Annotated in this window: 22 protein-coding genes; 11 read left to right on the plus strand and 11 right to left on the minus strand. The window is 62.4% G+C overall.

From position 1 onward, the window contains the following. Nucleotides 1–353 precede the first annotated feature (353 nt). Nucleotides 354–2,018 (minus strand): Na/Pi cotransporter family protein, encoded by a 1,665-nt coding sequence (locus AC0L2D_RS26010; protein WP_473543039.1) that lies wholly within the window; start codon nt 2,016–2,018, stop codon nt 354–356. Between the two features lie 387 nt (nt 2,019–2,405). Here AC0L2D_RS26010 and AC0L2D_RS26015 point away from each other — a divergent pair, with 387 nt between their 5' ends. The 7 genes from AC0L2D_RS26015 to AC0L2D_RS26045 all read left to right on the plus strand — a co-directional run bounded on the left by AC0L2D_RS26015 (nt 2,406) and on the right by AC0L2D_RS26045 (nt 9,544). Further along, nucleotides 2,406–2,777: an RcnB family protein gene (locus tag AC0L2D_RS26015; protein WP_013530147.1), complete on the plus strand. Its 372-nt coding sequence runs from the start codon at nt 2,406–2,408 to the stop codon at nt 2,775–2,777. A 140-nt stretch (nt 2,778–2,917) separates the two neighbouring features. Continuing rightward, nucleotides 2,918–4,855 (plus strand): DNA primase, encoded by a 1,938-nt coding sequence (gene dnaG / locus AC0L2D_RS26020; RefSeq protein WP_063168778.1) that lies wholly within the window; start codon nt 2,918–2,920, stop codon nt 4,853–4,855. 425 nt (nt 4,856–5,280) lie between these two features. Next, on the plus strand, nt 5,281–7,302 hold the full coding sequence (rpoD, locus tag AC0L2D_RS26025; protein WP_013530149.1) for an RNA polymerase sigma factor RpoD: 2,022 nt from the start codon (nt 5,281–5,283) through the stop codon (nt 7,300–7,302). Between the two features lie 181 nt (nt 7,303–7,483). Further along, nucleotides 7,484–7,777, plus strand: coding sequence for a GYD domain-containing protein (locus tag AC0L2D_RS26030; protein ID WP_013530150.1), 294 nt, complete (start codon nt 7,484–7,486; stop codon nt 7,775–7,777). Between the two features lie 131 nt (nt 7,778–7,908). Further along, entirely contained in the window at nt 7,909–8,277 is a 369-nt protein-coding gene (locus tag AC0L2D_RS26035) for a thiol-disulfide oxidoreductase DCC family protein (RefSeq protein WP_224674927.1), read from the plus strand. A gap of 159 nt (nt 8,278–8,436) precedes the next feature. Further along, nucleotides 8,437–9,132 carry a PadR family transcriptional regulator gene (locus tag AC0L2D_RS26040; protein ID WP_013530152.1) on the plus strand — a complete coding sequence of 232 codons (696 nt, stop codon included), beginning with the start codon at nt 8,437–8,439 and terminating at the stop codon, nt 9,130–9,132. Nucleotides 9,133–9,244: 112 nt separating this feature from the next. Continuing rightward, complete coding sequence (locus AC0L2D_RS26045) at nt 9,245–9,544, plus strand: HlyU family transcriptional regulator (RefSeq protein ID WP_473543042.1); 300 nt, start codon at nt 9,245–9,247, stop codon at nt 9,542–9,544. A gap of 147 nt (nt 9,545–9,691) precedes the next feature. Here the strand turns inward: AC0L2D_RS26045 and AC0L2D_RS26050 are convergent, their stop codons facing one another. After that, on the minus strand, nt 9,692–10,462 hold the full coding sequence (locus AC0L2D_RS26050) for a COG3904 family protein (protein ID WP_127369554.1): 771 nt from the start codon (nt 10,460–10,462) through the stop codon (nt 9,692–9,694). Between AC0L2D_RS26050 and AC0L2D_RS26055 the strand changes: the two genes are divergently transcribed. Next, nucleotides 10,452–10,724, plus strand: a complete 273-nt coding sequence (locus AC0L2D_RS26055) for a hypothetical protein (protein ID WP_145923780.1) — start codon at nt 10,452–10,454, stop codon at nt 10,722–10,724. The two genes, AC0L2D_RS26050 and AC0L2D_RS26055, sit on opposite strands and share 11 nt — an antisense overlap. 48 nt (nt 10,725–10,772) lie before the next feature. On the opposite strand, the gene AC0L2D_RS26060 is transcribed toward AC0L2D_RS26055, so the two are convergent. The 7 genes from AC0L2D_RS26060 to AC0L2D_RS26090 form a co-directional block, all read right to left on the minus strand. Further along, complete coding sequence (locus AC0L2D_RS26060) at nt 10,773–10,982, minus strand: hypothetical protein (protein ID WP_013530154.1); 210 nt, start codon at nt 10,980–10,982, stop codon at nt 10,773–10,775. Nucleotides 10,983–11,074: 92 nt separating this feature from the next. After that, complete coding sequence (locus tag AC0L2D_RS26065; protein WP_473543045.1) at nt 11,075–11,707, minus strand: outer-membrane lipoprotein carrier protein LolA; 633 nt, start codon at nt 11,705–11,707, stop codon at nt 11,075–11,077. Between the two features lie 56 nt (nt 11,708–11,763). After that, a complete protein-coding gene (locus AC0L2D_RS26070) occupies nt 11,764–12,027 on the minus strand; it encodes a YMGG-like glycine zipper-containing protein (RefSeq protein WP_013530156.1) in 264 nt (87 codons plus the stop codon). Nucleotides 12,028–12,145: 118 nt separating this feature from the next. Continuing rightward, nucleotides 12,146–12,442 (minus strand): hypothetical protein, encoded by a 297-nt coding sequence (locus tag AC0L2D_RS26075; RefSeq protein WP_473543047.1) that lies wholly within the window; start codon nt 12,440–12,442, stop codon nt 12,146–12,148. Then, on the minus strand, nt 12,397–12,660 hold the full coding sequence (locus tag AC0L2D_RS26080) for a hypothetical protein (RefSeq protein WP_473543049.1): 264 nt from the start codon (nt 12,658–12,660) through the stop codon (nt 12,397–12,399). Before AC0L2D_RS26080 ends, AC0L2D_RS26075 begins: the two co-directional genes overlap by 46 nt. A gap of 184 nt (nt 12,661–12,844) precedes the next feature. Continuing rightward, the gene (locus AC0L2D_RS26085) at nt 12,845–14,047 is read right to left on the minus strand and encodes an MFS transporter (RefSeq protein WP_473543051.1); all 1,203 of its coding nucleotides are present in this window, start codon (nt 14,045–14,047) and stop codon (nt 12,845–12,847) included. Nucleotides 14,048–14,173: 126 nt separating this feature from the next. Then, a complete protein-coding gene (locus AC0L2D_RS26090; protein ID WP_027162052.1) occupies nt 14,174–14,632 on the minus strand; it encodes an Lrp/AsnC family transcriptional regulator in 459 nt (152 codons plus the stop codon). A gap of 170 nt (nt 14,633–14,802) precedes the next feature. On the opposite strand from AC0L2D_RS26090, the gene AC0L2D_RS26095 reads away from it, so the two are divergent. Then, nucleotides 14,803–15,537, plus strand: coding sequence for an AzlC family ABC transporter permease (locus AC0L2D_RS26095; RefSeq protein ID WP_473543053.1), 735 nt, complete (start codon nt 14,803–14,805; stop codon nt 15,535–15,537). Then, complete coding sequence (locus tag AC0L2D_RS26100) at nt 15,534–15,833, plus strand: AzlD family protein (RefSeq protein WP_127369670.1); 300 nt, start codon at nt 15,534–15,536, stop codon at nt 15,831–15,833. The genes AC0L2D_RS26095 and AC0L2D_RS26100 overlap by 4 nt, the downstream gene beginning before the upstream one ends. Before the next feature lie 54 nt (nt 15,834–15,887). On the opposite strand, the gene AC0L2D_RS26105 is transcribed toward AC0L2D_RS26100, so the two are convergent. After that, nucleotides 15,888–16,523, minus strand: coding sequence for an FMN-dependent NADH-azoreductase (locus tag AC0L2D_RS26105; RefSeq protein WP_473543055.1), 636 nt, complete (start codon nt 16,521–16,523; stop codon nt 15,888–15,890). 113 nt (nt 16,524–16,636) lie between these two features. Here AC0L2D_RS26105 and AC0L2D_RS26110 point away from each other — a divergent pair, with 113 nt between their 5' ends. Next, on the plus strand, nt 16,637–17,593 hold the full coding sequence (locus AC0L2D_RS26110) for a LysR family transcriptional regulator (protein ID WP_473543057.1): 957 nt from the start codon (nt 16,637–16,639) through the stop codon (nt 17,591–17,593). On the opposite strand, the gene AC0L2D_RS26115 is transcribed toward AC0L2D_RS26110, so the two are convergent. Beyond that, on the minus strand, nt 17,526–18,152 hold the full coding sequence (locus tag AC0L2D_RS26115) for a TetR/AcrR family transcriptional regulator (RefSeq protein ID WP_473543059.1): 627 nt from the start codon (nt 18,150–18,152) through the stop codon (nt 17,526–17,528). The genes AC0L2D_RS26110 and AC0L2D_RS26115 overlap by 68 nt on opposite strands. Nucleotides 18,153–18,175 lie beyond the last annotated feature (23 nt).

The following is an 18,175-nucleotide window of genomic DNA, read 5'->3' on the forward strand; positions in this document are numbered from 1 at the left end:
CAAGGTCCGGGCGGCCACCCGGACCTTGGCTCAATCGCTCTAATCCCACGAAATCTCTCTCGTGTAGATACAAGGTGGCGCTGCGAAGCAGCGACGGAGTGGGGGAAGCCCATCTTCGGAGGTACAGCCGCCGATAAGCGAGCGCGATCGGGATTCCATAACCTCGGGTAGTGAGGATTAACCAGAGGCATCTTCCTGACTTTAACTCACGAAGCCAGAGCCGGTCGTCCCCCACTCCGTCGAGCTTCGCTCGACACCTCTCCCCCGATCGACGGGGTAGAGGAAGGGCGCGATCTTATTTCAACTAGCGCCCTTCCTCTCTCTCCGGAGGCCTCGTGGGGGATTGCTATTCTTCAGCTCGCCTTCAACCGCGACCCCGTCAGCAGGCCGCGCTCTTCAAGCACCGGATAGGCCATCGAGGCCAGCAGCGAATTGATCTGTTTCAGGTCGCGGATGGTGTCGAGATGGATCGAGCTGGTTTCGACGCTCTTGGCGGTGCCGTCGCGCAGCCGCACGAAATGGCTGGCGCTGGTTTCCTTTTCGCGGTCGCGCAGCCGGTCCTTTTCCAGCACCAGCTGGCGGGCGGTCTCGGGATCGCGCGACACCAGAACGTTGAAGGCAAGCCGCGCATTGGCCAGAACCGAGCCATGGAAGGCGCACAACTCGGCCCAGCCCTCGTCGGTGAATTCCAGTCCGCGCTCGAACTTCTTCTTCACATGCACCAGCATGTTGCGCACGATGATGTCGCCGACCTGCTCGAGCTTGACGCAGGCGCCGATCAGTTCCTGGCAGCGCAGCGCCTCGTCCTCGGTCAGCGGGTTCCTGGTCAGTTTGGCGAGGTAGAGCTTGATCGCGGCGTGCTTGCGGTCGACGCGGTCGTCGAGTGCGGCCAGCGCCTTGATCTTGTCGGCGTCGGCACTTTCATAGAGTTCGATGATACGCTTGAGCATGATCTCGATCGTCTCGCAGACCCGCACCACCTCGCGGATGGCATTGGCCAGCGCCTGGCTCGGCACGTCGAGCGCGCTTTCGTTGAGTGCGGACAGCTCGACGACGTCAAGCGAGGCGGCCGGCACGGGCTTGGTGCCAAGTGCGACGATCTTCTCCGAAGCGCGGTAGACGAAGCCTGCCAGCGGCAGGCCGGCGAGCAGGATCAGCACATTGAACAGGATGTGGGCATTGACGATCTGGTCCGCCGCCGTAGAACCGAGAAAGGCGAAGTGCGGCCTGAAGATCATGACAAGGATCAGCATGACCAGCGAGCCAAGCCCGCGCATCAGGAGATTGCCGATCGGCACGACGCGCACTTCGGGGCTCGACGAGCGGGTCAGCATCGGCGCGATGATCGAGGAGCCGAGGTTGACGCCAAGGATGAGAACGACGCCAAGTTCGGGCGTGATCAGGCCACGGCCTGCCAGCGTCGCCATCAACAGCACCGCCGCGATGCTCGACTGGAACAGCCAGGTGATCAGTGCCGCCAGCAGATAGGCGGTGATGGAATCGGTCGAGAAGTAGTTGATGATGACCGGCATGAGCTGGCTGTTGCGCAGGGGCTCCGATGCCTGGCCGATCATCTCCAGCGACAGGATCAGAAGGCCGATGCCGACCAGGATGCGGCCGGACTGGCGCCAGTCGCGCCGCTCGGTGGCCATGAACATGACCGTGCCGGTGATCAGGCACAGCGGCACCAGCAAGGTGAGGTCGAAGGTCAGCAGCTTGACCACCAGCGCCGAGCCGATCTCGGCGCCGCGCACCGCCAATTGACCCGCGGCGCCCGAGACGATGCCAGAGCCGGCGAAGGAGCCGACCAGCAGCGTGACGGCGGTGGAGCTCTGCAGGGCGATGGCAAGGCCGGTGCCGGCCAGCACCGCCATGATCGGATTGCGCATGGTGGCGCGGAGGCGATGGCGCAGCACGTCGCCATAGGCGCGTTCAACGCCGGTCTTCACCATGCGGGTGGCAAACAGCATCAGCGCCACGGCGCCGGCCAGATGCAGAAGGACGACGGACCCGCTCATTTCGTCCCCCGCATGCAAACAGGGCGCCCGCCCTGTTTTGCGTGGCGATCAGAAGGAAAAACGAGGGAACGAATCATGTTCATGGCGGTGACTTATAATAGCTCGAATATTTTAGCCGGGTAATAAAATCTTGTCGATTTCAAGGGCCGTTGCCGCGCGACAGGCGGTGTCGGAAAATGGACGGACGCGCAAATGGTTGCATTGCGGGGCGGGCGCGAAGCGGCGGATAGGCCGAGTTTGCGGTGCGACTGGCTCCCGCCTTTGCGGTCATGTTCAGCTTCCTTGGGTAAATCAAGGAATTCATTACATAATTGTAATGCGTGCGTTCAGTTTCGGTTCATCGATGGGCAGCTACTGCTTCGATATCGACAACCAAGGAGACTTCTCATGAAACGCATCGTCCTTTCCGCACTCGCTTTCTCGATGCTGGCCGCCACGTCGCTCACCGGCCAGGCCGCACCGCTGAATGCGCCGAACGCGCCGCAGTCGAACTACAGTCAGGTCGACTGGCAGAAGCCCGGCCACCACAGCGATGTGAGGAAGCGCGTTTACAAGAAGAAGGTCGTCGTCGTGAAGCGCAACAACTGGCGGCATGGCCAGAAATATTCCGGCTGGAAGCGCCATCAGCCGATCCGCGACTATGGCCGCTACGGCCTGCATCGCCCCGGCCGCGGCCAGGAATGGATCCGCGTCGGCAACGACTATGTGCTGGTCGGCATCCTCTCCGGCGTCATCTTCGGCGCGCTTGCCGCGCATTAATCGGCACCTGCCGGACATTGAAAAGGGAGGCGGCCCGCTACGGCCGCCTTTCTTTTTGCCTGTGGAAACCGGGTATGGCCCGCATTAAGGGTCGTCGGATTTCGCGGGCGTGATTATATAATCGGGAAACGAGTTCCCCGATGCGCTTTCCACCCGCCTTCCTCGACGAGATACGCGACCGCGTGCCGATTTCATCGGTGATCGGCCAGCGCGTCGCGTGGGACCGCAAGAAGACCAACGCACCGCGCGGCGACTATTGGGCCTGCTGCCCGTTCCACGGCGAGAAGAGCCCTTCCTTCCACTGCGAGGACAAGAAGGGCCGCTACCACTGTTTCGGCTGTTCGGTCTCGGGCGATCATTTCAAGTTCCTCACCGAACTGGACGGGATGAGCTTTCCCGAGGCGGTCGAGAAGATCGCCGACATGGCCGGGGTGCCGATGCCGGTCCGCGACGCGCAGGAGGAGCGGCGCGAAAAGGAACGCGCCAGCCTGACCGACGTCATGGAGATGGCGACCGCCTTCTTCCAGGAACGGCTGCAGGGACCGGAAGGCGCCAAGGCGCGTGCCTATCTGCGCGACCGCGGCCTGACGCCGGCGACGCAGCAATCGTTCCGGCTCGGTTTTGCGCCCGACAGCCGCAATGCGCTGAAGGAGCATCTCGCCGCCAGGGGCGTGCCGAAAGCCGATATCGAGGCCTGCGGACTGGTGCGCCACGGCGACGACATCCCGGTTTCCTATGACTGGTTCCGCGACCGCATCATGTTTCCGATCCCGGATTCCAGGGGGAAGATCATCGCCTTTGGCGGCCGCGCGCTGCAGCCCGATGCGCTGGCCAAATACATGAACTCGCCCGACACCGAGCTCTTCCACAAGGGCAACGTGCTTTATAATTTCGCCCGCGCCCGCAAGGCCTTGGCCAAGGGCGGCACGGTCATCGCCGTCGAAGGCTATATGGATGTCATCGCGCTGGCGCAGGCCGGCTTCGAGAATGTCGTGGCGCCGCTCGGCACCGCGCTTACCGAGAACCAGCTCGAGCTGCTGTGGCGCATGGCGCCGGAGCCGATGTTATGCTTCGACGGCGACAAGGCCGGGTTGAAGGCCGCGTGGCGGGCCGCCGACATGGCGCTGCCGTCGGTGCAGGCCGGCCGCTCGGCGCGTTTCGCGCTGCTGCCGGAAGGCAAGGATCCCGACGATCTGGTCAAGGCCGAAGGACCGGATGCGTTTCGTAGCGTTCTGGCCGAGGCGCGGCCGCTGGTCGACCTTTTATGGATGCGTGAGACGGCGGGCGGCGTCTTCGATACGCCGGAGCGGCGGGCCGAGCTCGAGAAGACGCTGCGCGAACTGACCAGCCGCATCCGCGATGAAAGTCTCCGCTACCATTATCAACAGGAGATGCGCGAGCGCGTGTTGAGCTTCTTCGGCTCGCAGCGCGGCACCAGGCAAAGCGGCCGCCAGGATGGGCGCCCGGGCCAGGGCAAGGCAGCCGCTCCCGGCGGGCAGTTCGCCAAGAGCGGTGGCGGCCGCATTGCGATCACCGAAAGTCTCGGCCAGTCGGCTTTGGTCAAACGCGGCGGCGAGGGGATGTCGGTGCGCGAGGCGACGATCATCGTCGCATTGGTCAACCATCCGGCACTGATCGACGAGAATTTCGCCCATATCGAGTTTCTCGATCTTGCCAACTCCGATCTGAGGCGGCTGCATGCGGCAATCCTCGATGCAATGGCGCATGACATGGCCAATGACCGGCAGGCGGTGATTGCGACGATCGAACGCGCCGGCTGCGCCGAGATCTGGGAGCGGGCGGTCGGCCTGATCCGGCGAATGCGGCAATGGCCGGCGCTGGAGACCGCCGCCCTCGAAGATGCCCGCGATGCTTTCAGCCAGGCGCTGCACTTGCAGCGCAGCGCGCGCACCTTACATAAGGAACTGAAACAGGCGGAAGCGGCGCTCGCCACCGATCCCACAGACGAAAACTACCGGCACCTGATCGAAATTCAGGCGCAATTCCAGGATGTGCAAGCCACGGAAGCGCTGATCGAAGGGTTTGGCGTCTCCTCGGGCAGGGCAGGGCGAGCTTAGTTGGAAGCGAGTGAATTGAGAAAGCGTCGTTGCGCGTCGAAATGGCGCGTAACGGGCTAAGTCGGGTAATTGATTCGCTTTTTTCATGCGAATCATGCGAGAGGCGCTTGACCTTCTGGCAGATTGGCGGAATCAGGACGATTCGAAACGTTAACCCGAACCCGCGTCGACGGGAAATAAGCGATGTGAGGTACTGGTCACTGGACAGGCAGCCCGCCTGCCACAGATATCAGGGTTAATCTGGACTTAATGGATGTCGCCCAAAAAGGGAAACCCGGTTTTGGGGCAACGACATACACCAAACGAAACGAGTTGATGCAGTTACTGGCCCGGTGAAGCGCGTTTCATAAGCGAGCGCATCCGATTTGACTGGTCCGACAGCTTACGCGGCTTTGAAGTTCGGCCGCTAGGAGAAGATAAAGACTATGGCGACAAAGGAAAAGGAAGAGGTCGAAACCGAACGCGAAGGCGCCACCGATGGCCCTCTGCTCGACCTTTCCGATGATGCTGTCAAGAAGATGATCAAGGCCGCCAAGAAGCGCGGCTATGTCACCATGGACGAGCTGAATTCGGTGCTGCCCTCAGAGGAAGTGACCTCCGAGCAGATCGAGGACACGATGGCGATGCTGTCCGACATGGGCATCAACGTGGTCGAGGACGACGAGCAGGGCGAGGAGCCCGAGGCCGCCGACACCGCGGCCGATGCCGAGGAAGACGCCAACGAGTTGGCTGAGCAGACCGGCACCGCGGTCGCCGCCACCACCACCAAGAAAGAACCGACCGATCGCACCGACGATCCGGTGCGCATGTATCTGCGCGAGATGGGCTCGGTGGAGCTTTTGTCGCGCGAGGGCGAAATTGCCATCGCCAAACGCATCGAGGCCGGCCGCGAGACGATGATCGCGGGTCTGTGCGAAAGCCCGCTGACCTTCCAGGCCATCATCATCTGGCGCGACGAACTCAACGAATCCAAGATCCTGCTGCGTGAGATCATCGATCTCGAAGCCACCTATGCCGGCCCCGAGGCCAAGCAGGCGCCGGTGGTCGAGCGCGTCGAGGAAGCCAAGGTCGAGGACAAGCCGCGCCGTTCGCGCGACGACGAAGACGACATCACCAATGTCGGCGCCGATACGCGTGGGCTGACGGATGACGACGACGAAGACGAGGACGAAGCGAGCCTGTCGCTGGCCGCGATGGAAGCGGAACTCCGCCCGCAGGTGATGGAGACGCTCGACGTTATCGCCGACACCTACAAAAAGCTGCGCAAGCTGCAGGACCAGCAGGTCGAGAACCGTCTGGCCGCGGCCGGCACGCTGTCGCCCAGCCAGGATCGCCGGCTGAAGGAACTGAAGGACCAACTGATCAAGGCGGTGAAGTCGCTGTCGCTCAACACGGCGCGCATCGAGGCGCTGGTCGAGCAGCTCTACGACATCAACAAGCGCCTGGTGCAGAACGAAGGCAAGCTGCTCAGGCTCGCCGAAAGCTACGGCGTGCGTCGCGAAGAGTTCCTGAAGGAATATCAGGGTTCCGAGCTCGACCCGAACTGGACGCGCTCGATCGGCAACCTGACCTCGCGCGGCTGGAAGGAATTCACCAAGAACGAGAAGGATGCGATCAAGGACCTGCGCGCCGAGATCCAGAACCTCGCCACCGAAACGGCGATCTCGATCCTGGAATTCCGCAAGATCGTCAACCAGGTGCAGAAGGGCGAGCGCGAAGCGGCGATCGCGAAGAAGGAAATGGTCGAGGCCAATCTGCGCCTCGTCATCTCAATCGCCAAGAAATACACCAATCGCGGCCTGCAGTTCCTCGACCTGATCCAGGAAGGCAATATCGGCCTGATGAAGGCGGTCGACAAATTCGAATACCGCCGTGGTTACAAGTTCTCGACCTACGCGACGTGGTGGATCCGGCAGGCGATCACGCGTTCGATCGCCGATCAGGCGCGCACCATCCGCATTCCGGTGCACATGATCGAAACGATCAACAAGATCGTGCGCACCTCGCGCCAGATGCTGCACGAGATCGGCCGCGAGCCGACGCCGGAAGAACTGGCCGAAAAGCTTGCCATGCCGCTCGAAAAGGTGCGCAAGGTCTTGAAGATCGCCAAGGAGCCGATCTCGCTCGAAACGCCGGTCGGCGACGAGGAGGATTCGCATCTGGGCGATTTCATCGAGGACAAGATGGCGATCCTGCCGATCGACGCGGCGATCCAGGCCAATTTGCGCGAGACCACCACGCGCGTGCTGGCCTCGCTGACGCCGCGCGAGGAGCGCGTGCTCAGAATGCGCTTCGGCATCGGCATGAACACCGACCACACGCTGGAAGAAGTCGGCCAGCAGTTCTCGGTTACCCGCGAGCGTATCCGCCAGATCGAAGCCAAGGCGCTGCGCAAGCTCAAGCACCCGAGCAGGTCGCGCAAGCTGCGCAGTTTCCTGGATAGCTGAGACTTACCGATGCAAAGAGTTCAAGGGCGCCGATGGCGCCCTTTTTTGTTTGTGGGGCGCACTCTTGCGGGCCAAGCCCTTCGGGAGGATAATTTCGCTGTCGGATGCATTTCTGGGCGATAAGCCGGATGCCCGCCCCGGCGAAGCCGCCGTGCTCCGTGGCCCCGGAGGGAGGTGTGCCATGACAAGCTACATCGTGCTGATGAACTGGACGGAGCAGGGTGCCAGAAACGTGCGCGAGTCACCGAAGCGGCTCGACGCCGCCAGAAAGCAGCTGGGAGACATGGGCGGATCGTTCAAGGCGTTCTACCTGACCATGGGCGAATACGACATGGTGGCAGTGGTCGAAGCGCCCGACGACGCGGTGCTGGCGCGCTTCTCGCTGATGCTGGCGGCGGCCGGCAATGTCAGGACGCGGACGCTGAAGGCCTTTCCCGAATTAGCCTACCGCGAGATCGTCACCTCGCTCGGATAGAGCCCGTAGCGGAAGGGCCGGACCGGCTGGCCCGATACATTCTCCTTCGCGCGAGCGACCGAGCGACGTCTTGACGGCGCCCGATCGTTCGTGGTCCTTCAAGTTTGCGCTACCAACCAAATGCCGGAACTATGCTGACCGTCTGGTACAACACGCGCTGCCCGGTCTGCGATGCCGGGATCAGCAGGCAGAAGCGGCGGCTGATCGAAGCGGTCAAGGCTGGGCGGATCGAGTTCCGAGACATCAATCTTGAACCGGCAGCGCTTGCCGGACATGGCGCGTCGCTTGAGGATATCCGCCGCCGGCTGCACGCCACCGATGCCGAGGGCCGACTGCTGGTCGGCGCCGATGTCGCCATCGCGGTATGGAAGGTCACGCCGGGCGAGGGCTGGCTGGCGACGCTGTTCGGCAATCGGGTTGCCTTGCCGCTGACACGCTTTGCCTACGATCGCTTTGCCGATCTTCTCTATGCCTGGAACCGGCACAAGGGGCGCTGGTAGCCGAATTTATCGGTGGCCGCCGTTCGCAACGAAGCGGCCGAGACTGGAAAATCGAGCCCGCTGGTGCTGCATTCAGATAGATCGTAAGATATATCTTGACTCCATCGATTGACTTGCCTAATTAAGATATATCGTACGATACAACTCAAGGAGCAATCAATGCACAAACACAATCATTTCGGGCGCGGTCATTTCGGCGAGCGCATGTTCATGCACATGGCCGGCAAATTCGGTGGCAGAGGGGGCGGCGGCTTTGGCCCGTTCGGCCACGGCGGCCGTGGTGGCGGGCGCGGCGGTCCGGGCGACATGTTCCGCGCCGGACGCATGCTGGCCGACGGCGACCTCAAGCTGATCACGCTGTCGCTGCTGGCCGAAGCGCCGCGTCACGGCTACGACATCATCAAGGCCCTGGAAGAGCGCACCAGCGGCATCTACAGCCCGAGCCCGGGCGTGGTCTACCCGACGCTGACCTTCCTGGAAGAGGCCGGCTATGCCGCCTCCGCCGCCGACGGCAACAAGAAGGTGTTTTCGATCACCGAGGCGGGCCAGGCGCATCTCGCCGACAACCGCGAGATGATCGACGGCGTGCTCGACCATCTCGAGCGCTTCGGCCGCAAAATGGCCAAGGCGCGCGACTGGTTCGGCTGGAACGACGAGAGCGAAGAGGGCGGGCGTCGTGGCGGCCGCGGTGGCCGCGGGGATCGTTCGGAAGCGCGCGACGAATTCCGCGCGGTCCGTCACCGGCTGCGCGCGGCTCTGGGCGACTTCGTCGACGCTCCGGCCGACAAGCAGGCCGAGGCGATCGCCATCCTCGAAGCCGCCGCCGAGGCGCTGGAAGCGCTGTCGCACAAGTAAGCTCGTCCAGCCGACCGGACGCAGCCCTTGCCCGCTGGCCCAAGGACCGATAGTGAAATTCATCCCGCGTCACTCTACATGGTGCGGGATGAATGCTGTTGGAGGAAGTCCGATGTCTTTTCTGAAGCGTCTTTTCGGCGGTGGCGGCGGCGGAACCCAGACGGCTGAGCCGACGAGTGCAGCGCCAGCCAAGCAGATCGAGCACAAGGGCTTTCTGATCAGCGCCACGCCCTACAAGGCCGATGGCCAGTACCAGACCTGCGGCGTCGTCTCTAAGGAGATCGACGGCGTGGTGAAGGAACACAAATTCATCCGCGCCGACCGCTTTGCCGGGCTCGACGACGCCGTCGACATCTCGATCAAGAAGGGCATCCAACTGGTCGACGAGCAGGGCGATCGGGTTTTTGGATAGGCAGGACCGGTCGAGGCGAAAATCTTCGGCATCTCGCAATGAGCCCAACCGATCAGCGTGAAGATGCTGTCAAGCGTGTTGGGAACGCCAAACAAGGCCTGGTCTCCGCAATGCCATCAAAGCCGGCTCACTCTACAGGCCGCCTTGCTATGGCAGTAAATGCATGAGTTCGTCCGGCATTGTGGTAACCGCCGGCACTGGAGTAGCCGCCGGCGTGGGATCGGCCGGATCGGCAACATTCGTTCCACCGATGACGTAGCCCGGTTCTTCCGAGTACGAGTAGACTTTCGTTATGATGCCTGATTTGAGCGCTTCAGCGTCCCAGACGTTATAAAGGCCCTGCGGCGTTGCCAGCCCCATCATGGCGAACACATCGGCGCTGTTGACGCCCATTTCGTCGAAATAGTCGGACAGCAACTGCTTCAGCGCCGGATCAGGCACCGTCGAAATCTCATCAAGGCTTCTTCTGCCGTTGTGCATTCGGGGTGTCTTCCGGCCGTTCGTTATCTGATGGACGGCGATCCGGGCATTGGCAGCTGCGGCGCGGACCTGGCCCCCAGCCAAGGCCCATGGGCAGGCCGAGAAACAGTACGCCCCACCAGAATGAACTTCCCCTTCCGACCAGCCGTTCCTGACCATCTTTTGCGGACAGCGTGGCACCAGCATCGGGCAGCCGTTCAACTGCGTCCTGCCTATCGCAGTTTCGAGGCCGGCGGCGCGGATCATGTGTCCCATTTCGAGCGCCGCATCCACGTTCCCGCCGCCAGACTGAAACACGACAGGAAGCCTTTCTCCCTTCAGTTTCCGCAGAAATTTCTCAAATTGCCTGGCGGTATCAGGTTTTATTATGCCCTCGGCAGATATCCATTGGACGCAGTTGACGTTGCAATCGCCGTTCCGAACCAGAATGAAGTTCATCGGCCATTCTTCGGGCGCTTTCTGCTTTGCGACGGCCGATGCAGTTGCAGTCAAGGCGACAAAGGCGATCAAGCAAAAGGTTACCAGCGGACCCAGGCGAGTTGTCACGATGAAAAGCCCCACTTACCGACGAATAACTACTATCGCCTTAGGTCTGTCTGATACAACCTTCTTTAACTCTCCGCTCGACGACGCCGTCGACATCTCGATCAAGGAGGGCATCCAGTTGGTCGACGAGCAGGGCGATCGGATTTTTGGGTAGGCAGGACCACCTCTCCGCTGGAGGTCGCAGATCGCGACCGCCAGCGGGTCAATTCGTCCTGGCGGGATCGATCGTCATCAGGCGTGCCCTTGCCTCGATCAGGTGCCTTTGCGCGGCTCTTATCCGGCTGCACAATGCCAGATTGAGGGCGACGCCACCTTCCTCATCCAGCAAGTCGTTCGCGCACTTCAAAGAGTGCTCAGCTCTCCTTATACGCAGTCTGGCTTTGGCCGCTTCCATGCTGTGAATTTCAATCATTGCGCCGCGTCCTTTGCGGTTCCGGTCCCTTCATGGACTAAACCGCTGGTGATCGCATTGGTTCCGGCCAGGGAATATGCCCGCGGCTTCGGCTATTTCGTTGTCGTGTTGAATTCACGGTTTGCCGTGTAATCGATCACGAAGGTGCCCTCGGGAGCGCGAACGCCCTGCTTCACATTTGATATAGTCACCGTTGTGGTAAGTCCCTTCTCGTCGGTGAGGCTCCATCTGCGCAGATCGAGAGATTTACTGTCGAACACCATGGAGATGCTCGAATTGCCGAAGGTCGATCTGTCGGCCAGCTTGACGGTAACTTGGGCGCCATCGTCCCTGATGCTTTTCACGCGATTGCCGGAGAAGTCGACCTTATTGTCGAGCAGCAGCTTAAGCGGCGTCTTCGAGAGAGCATAAAGCCGCGATGTCTTCAGCTTTCTGTTATAAACCACCAGGGATTTGCCATCTGCAATCACGCTGATTCCTGATTGGCCTGCATAGTTGAATCGGATCTTGCCGGGGCGTTGTAGAAAAAACCTGCCACGAGTCCTTTCCGCATTTGGACCCGACTGGACGAAGTCCCCGGACATGGACTTTACCGATGAGAGGTGATCGGCAATCGTCTTGGCATCAACAGGCGCGGCGGAGATCGCGGCGGTGGATGCCGCATACATCGCGGCGCTGGCAACGGCGAACCAGCAACCCAGCAGTACTTTGATCCGATAGCCCATCGCTTATCCCACCTCCGGAGCAGGCGCGTGATCGAAAGAGATCACGCGCCTCCAGGTCAGTAACCCTCCGGGCATCGTGCAACGTAAACCCGGCCATACTGATCGCGATATCTGCACTGGCCGGCTTCGCTGGCGTGCCCGATGACGGCTCCGGCTATCGCGCCAACCGCACCGCCAACAACCGCCCCTTGCACAGGATCGCCGGCAACCGCGGCGCCTACTGCTGCGCCACCCAAGCCGCCGACGGCAGCGCCTTGTTCTGTACGGGAGCACGCCGAGAGCGGAATGAGCAGGCTCAAAATGAGCAGCGTCTTTTTCATTGGTTCTCTCCTGGGCTACTATTAGCCAAAGCTTAAATGCTCAAGAAAGCTTTTCGATCCATCGTGGGTTGCCTGTCCTTCAAGCGCCGGGCCGTGGCGGACCCGTGTGCCCTCCGGCTCAAACGCCTGCAATCGCCAAAAGCCAGGCCAGGATATCGAGCAGCAGAAACAGCAGCGCAATCTGCAGCGCCACCCGCAGCCGCTGGATAATTCGCCAGTTGCCGGCCATGTCCGCCTTGATGCGAAGCGCAAGCGCGCGGCGCATGGCCGACATCGTCGTCGGCCTGTCGCCGTCGACATATTGATCAAGCAACTCTTCGGGATCGAAGCGGAATGTGTATTGGTGGTAGGGCCAAAGCATGAAGACGATCAGCCCGCCAATGCCGAACAGCAGGGCACCGCAATCCAGTCCCAAGGCCCAAGCCCGTTGGAAAGGGCCGCACCGCCAAGCAACGAGTTTGCGAAGGCGGTGGCGAAGACAAGGCTGCCGGCGCGGCTGCTCATGTTCTCCACAAGGGTTTGCTGTTGCGTGAGACCTCTCACTGCTTCCTGATAAATGAATGCAAGACGCGGATCGTCGTCGGTAACAGCGCTTGCGGCAATTCTGTCGCTTCCACTCGGATGTTCGACCATCAGGGTGTCCTCTCTGCGTGGACTGGATGCGCGAGCTCAGTCGAGATCGCTTGGTGCAAACGTTGGCCATAAGCTGCCTCGCGCAAAGGGGGAACAGGTGAAACAGGGGACAGGATCCGCAGTGAACCGAACGGGCCAGGCTGATTGCGCGCCTGGCCAGCAAGGTTTGGGAAATCGACGCGGACTAAGCCGGCTGCAACTCCCTGCGCGGCAGTGGCGGGAACGCGATGGCGATGCCGACCGCGCCGAGCCCGATAAGAGCCGAGCCGATGAACAGCCAGGAATAGTTGGCGTAGGCGTCGAACACCATGCCGCCGGCAAGCGGGCCCAGCGCCATGCCGAGGCTGGACAGCATGGTGGCGGCGCCGAACACGGTGCCGAGGATGCGCTGGCCGAAATATTCGCGCGCCAGCACCGCATAGAGCGGCATGACGCCGCCATAGGTGGCACCGAAGATAACGGCCAGCATGTAGAACTGCTCAAGCCGGCTGATCGAGAGATAGGCGGCAATGACGATCGCCTGGATCGCCAGGCCCGCGATCAGCACCGGCTTGACGCCCAGCCGGTCGGCCAGCACGCCGTAGAAGAGCCGGCCGCCGAGGCCTGCCAGGCCTTCGACACTGTAGATCGAGACCGCTGCCATGGGGGCGACGCCACACAGCATGGCATAGCTGACCATGTGGAAGATCGGCCCGGAATGCGCCGCGCAGCAGGCAAAGAAGGTCAGCGCCAGCACGATGAACTGCGGTGAGCGCAGCGCCTTGCCGACCGTCAGGCCGGCGCCTTCGGCAACCGGCGCGGAGCCGGTATCGGCCATGACGGGCTTCGGTGGTTGGCGCACCAGCAGCACCGCCGGCAACAGCAATACCCAGGCGGTAATGCCGATGTCGAACATGGCGGTGCGCCAGTCATAGGCGGAGATCAGCCAGCGGGCGAAGGGCGAAATCGTCATCGGCGCCACGCCCATGCCGGCCGAGACCAGCGAGACGGCGAGGCTACGGTTGGTGTCGAACCAGCCTGTGGTCAGCGCGATCATCGGCGCGAAAAAGGCGCTTGCCGCGAGGCCGACCAGCACACCATAGGTAATCTGGAAGCTCAGCAGCGAACCGGCCCGGCTGGCCAGCACCAGCGCCAGCCCGAGCAGAACCGCGCCGGTCATCACGACGATGCGGGCGCCAAAACGGTCCGATATCGCGCCCCAGGCGAAGCCGCCAAGGCCCATCACCAGGAAGTTGAGCGTCATGGCGCTCGAAATGCCGGCGCGCGACCAGTTGGTGTCGATCGCCATCGGCTCGAGAAAGATCGCCAGCGAAAACATCGTCCCGATGGCGACACAGGACATCAGCGCGCCAGCCGCGACGATGACCCAACGATAGGAAAAGCTCATTCAAATCTCCCATGCCAGAGGGCAGCGCTCAGCGCTGCTTGCATCCGAAGGACGCCGGCAGCGAGGCTGATCCTACAATCCGGTTGCATTTTTTATCCAGTCTGGCCCGACGCCGTTTTCAGCAGATCAGACCGGCAGTTCCGACGTGTATTTGATCGTCTGGCTGGGGACGTCGGTCTTGACGTTCTGCACGCCCTTGATGCGGCTCAGATGCTCCGACTGGAAGCGGCGGTAGTCGTCGATGCCGGCCGCCACCACGCGCACCATGGCGTCGCAATCGCCGAGCATCAGGTAGCACTCCATCACCTGCGGCAGCTTGGCGACTTCGGTGGCGAAATGCTCGATCGTGTCCTCGTCCTGCGTCTTCAGCCAGATGCGGGTGAAGAAGGTCAGACCCTTGCCGATGCTGGTCGGGTTGAGCACGGCGACGTAGCGGTCGATGACACCGGCTTCCTCCAGCAGCTTCACGCGACGCAGGCAAGGCGATGGCGACAGCCCGACCTCATTGGCCAGATCATTGTTGGCCATGCGGCCGTCGCGCTGCAGCGCCCGCAGAATCCGCTTGTCGATCTCATCCAGCTTCATGGCTACAGATTCCATCTATTCGAAAATTTGTAACATAAAATGCCAGAATTCGGCGAAATACAACAATCTCCGCAACCAAATTGCGGACCGATTTCGGTATGTTTGCTGCCGACATCAGTTGATTTCAAACGCAGGGAAGCGGCGGCCGCGAGGTCAGCCGATGAAGACACATGAGCATTTCACAGGCAGTCGAGACGGTGGCAGATGGTTCGAAATCCGAATTCCGCCGTGGCGTGGCGTCCTGCGCGCCGGTGCTGTTCGGCACCATCCCCTATGCGCTGGTGCTTGGCACCCAGGCGACGCAGAAAGGCTTGAGCACGGTCGAACTGTCTGCCATGACAGGGCTGAATTTCGCCGGCGGTTCGGAGTTCGCGGCGATCCAGTTGTGGACGTCGCCGCCGCACATCGTGCTCATCGTCGCCATCACCTTCCTGGTCAACAGCCGTCACCTGCTGATGGGTGCGGCACTGGCGCCGTTCCTGCGCGACCTGCCACGGCGCAAGGTGTTTCCGGCGCTTTTCCTTATGTGCGATGAAAGCTGGGCGCTGGGCTTGGCCGATGCCAAACTGCGTGCTGCAGCCGGCATCACGCCGGCCTTCAGCCCGCGCTACTATATGGGCGCGGCGCTGGCGATGTATCTCACCTGGGTGGCCTTCACCACGCTGGGTGCCTTGCTCGGTCCGATGCTTGGCCATGTCGAGACCTATGGTTTTGACATGGCGTTCCCGGCTGTCTTCCTGGTGCTGATGCGCGGCATGTGGACGGGTATGGCGGCGGCGCGGCCCTGGCTGGTCAGCCTGGTCGTTGCAGCACTGGTCTATCTCTTCGTTCCCGGTGCCTGGTATGTCGCCGCCGGCGCCATGTCGGGTCTGGTCGCGGCCTGGCTGATGGCGGGTGATGCATGATCGATGCAACGACCCCTTTCACCATCGTGCTGATGGCCGGCGTCACTTACCTGACGCGCATCGGCGGCTATGTCGTCCTGCGCAACCGCACGCTGGGCGCCCGTGCCACGGCTGTGATGGAAGCTGCGCCCGGCTGCGTGCTGATCTCAGTCATCGCACCGGCCTTTGTATCGAAGTCCCCGGCGGATCTTCTGGCGCTGGCTGTTACTCTGGCAGCCGCCACGCGGTTTTCCATGCTGCCGACCGTGCTGATCGGGGTCAGCGCCGCTGGTCTGCTGAGGCACCTCATCGGCTAGAACGCAAAAGGCAGGCGCGAACGCCTGCCTTCGATGCGGACAAATCTCGGCTGTTTACGCGGCAGCCGCGACGTCCCGGCTGGCGGCCACAACGGCGTCGACCTTGGCGGTCGCCTTGGCGAGCGCTGCTGTCACCGCGTCAGGACCCATGCCAACGCCTTCGATGCGGATGACATCGACATCGGTCATGCCGAGGAAGCCGAGCACGCCACGCAGGTAGGGAATGGCGTGATCGAACTGCACGGCCGCACCTTCCGAATAGATGCCGCCGGAAGCCAGCACGATATAGACCTTCTTGCCGGTGACCAGACCCTTGGGGCCGTTCTCGCCATAGGCAAAGCTCTTGCCGGAGCGGGAGATGTGGTCGACCCATGACTTTAGGGTCGAGGAGATGTTGAAGTTGATGAAGCCGGTGGCCAGGATCACCGTGTCGGCGGCGAACAGCTCGTCGAGCACGACATCGGAGACGCCGACGACTTCAGCCTGGCGCGCAGTGCGCGCTTCGGCCGGGGTATAGATGCCCGTCGCGTAGTCGATATCGATGTGCGGCAACGGATTGGCGACGAGGTCGCGCACGACGAGCGTGTTCGACGGATCGGCGGCGACGAGCTTTTCGGCGAATTCGGTGGCGATGCGGGTCGAATGCGAGGCAGCGCCGCGCGGGCTCGAAGTGACAAGAAGAATGGACATTTTGGGCTCTCTCCAGCGGTTGGAATGGTTTGTCTCGCCAAATATGGGGCTTTCGATCCATTCAATAAACTGGTATATTTTCTATACGATCCATCCATAAGTTGGATATAACGATGCAGCCCAACCCGACGCTCGATCAACTTCAGATCTTTGTGACAGTCGCCGAAGCCGGCAGCTTCTCGGCCGCCGGCCGCAAGCTCAATCGGGCACAGTCCGTCATCAGCTACGGCATCGCCAATCTCGAGGCGCAGCTTGGGCTGAAACTGTTCGAGCGCGAGGGCACGCGCGAGCCGCGATTGACGGAGATCGGCCGGGCGATGCTGGAGGACGCACGGCGCATGATCGGCGTGCTGCAGCGCATCCGCTCGCGCGTCGACGGCCACCACCAGGGGCTCGAGGCCGAGGTCGCGCTGTCGGTCGACGCGACGCTGCCGTCACCGGTGCTGGTTCGGGTGCTGAAGGCATTCGAGGCGCAGTTTCCGACCGTGATGCTGCGGCTGCACATCGGCACGCTCGGCCTGATCCCCGACCATGTCGTCAGCGGGCAGGCCGACCTTGGCATTGGCGGCCTGCTGGGCGATGTCGACGTGAACCTTGTGCGCATCGGCTTCATGTCGATCGTGCTGGCCGCCGCCCCCACCCACCCGCTGGCCTTGCTGCCGAAACCGGTGGCGATCGAGGATGCGCGCGAACACACCCAACTTGTCGTCACCGACCAGTCGGAGCGCACCAAGGGGCGCGACTTCGGCGTCTATGCCTACCGTACCTGGCGGCTGACGGATGTGCGCACCAAGCATATGCTGATGCGCGAGGGGCTGGGCTGGGGCGGGCTGCCGCGCTGGCTGATATCAGACGACCTGGCGAGCGGCCGGCTGGTCGAGATCGACCTCGAATCCTTCAGGGAGGTGAGCTCGCCGCTGTTTGCCATGCATCGCAGCGATCGCAGCCCGAAGCCGGCGGCGGCCTGGCTGATCGACCAGTTCAAGCGCCAGCTCGGCTGCTTCAACGAGTTCGAACCGGGCGAGGTGCCGGATGAGGAGCACGAGACAGTCCATCGATCAGCGCCATGAGCACGGCACGGTAGTCCTCGGCCGAGGCGCCGGCCTCGATGGCCAGGGCGGCACGGTCGAAGGCGGAGCCGAGCAGTGCGGTCAGCGCTTCGGCCGGCAATCTCGTCATCGTCTGCGCCCGCATCGCCGCGACCAGCCCTTCGCGCAGAGAGCGGTTGCCGTGGCGATTGTCGATCGCGTCCATGGCGGCGCGGCCAAGCACGGCCGGGCCGTCGAGCAGCAGCAGCCGCGTGCGTCCGGGCGCGCGCATGGCGGCGAGATAGGCGTCGGAGCCGGCAATTAGCGCGTCATGGGCAAACAGCGATGGCGGCGAGGCGCGCTCGATCTCCTCGGCGACCGCTGCCGCCTCCTGCTCGACCACGGCAGCAAACAGTGCCTGCTTGTCAGCAAAATGATGGTAGAGCGCGCCGCGCGTCACGCCGGCGGCGGCGACGATCTCCGGCGTGCCGGTCTCGGAATAGGATTTCTCCGTGAACAGCTTTCGCGCCGCGGCAATCAGGTGGGCGCGAGTCGCTTCGGTGCGGTCGCGGTTGGAACGACGCGCGGAATCGTGTTGCATACATGCAGCCTGTATGTTAATTC

This window comes from Mesorhizobium sp. WSM4833, from assembly GCF_055811095.1.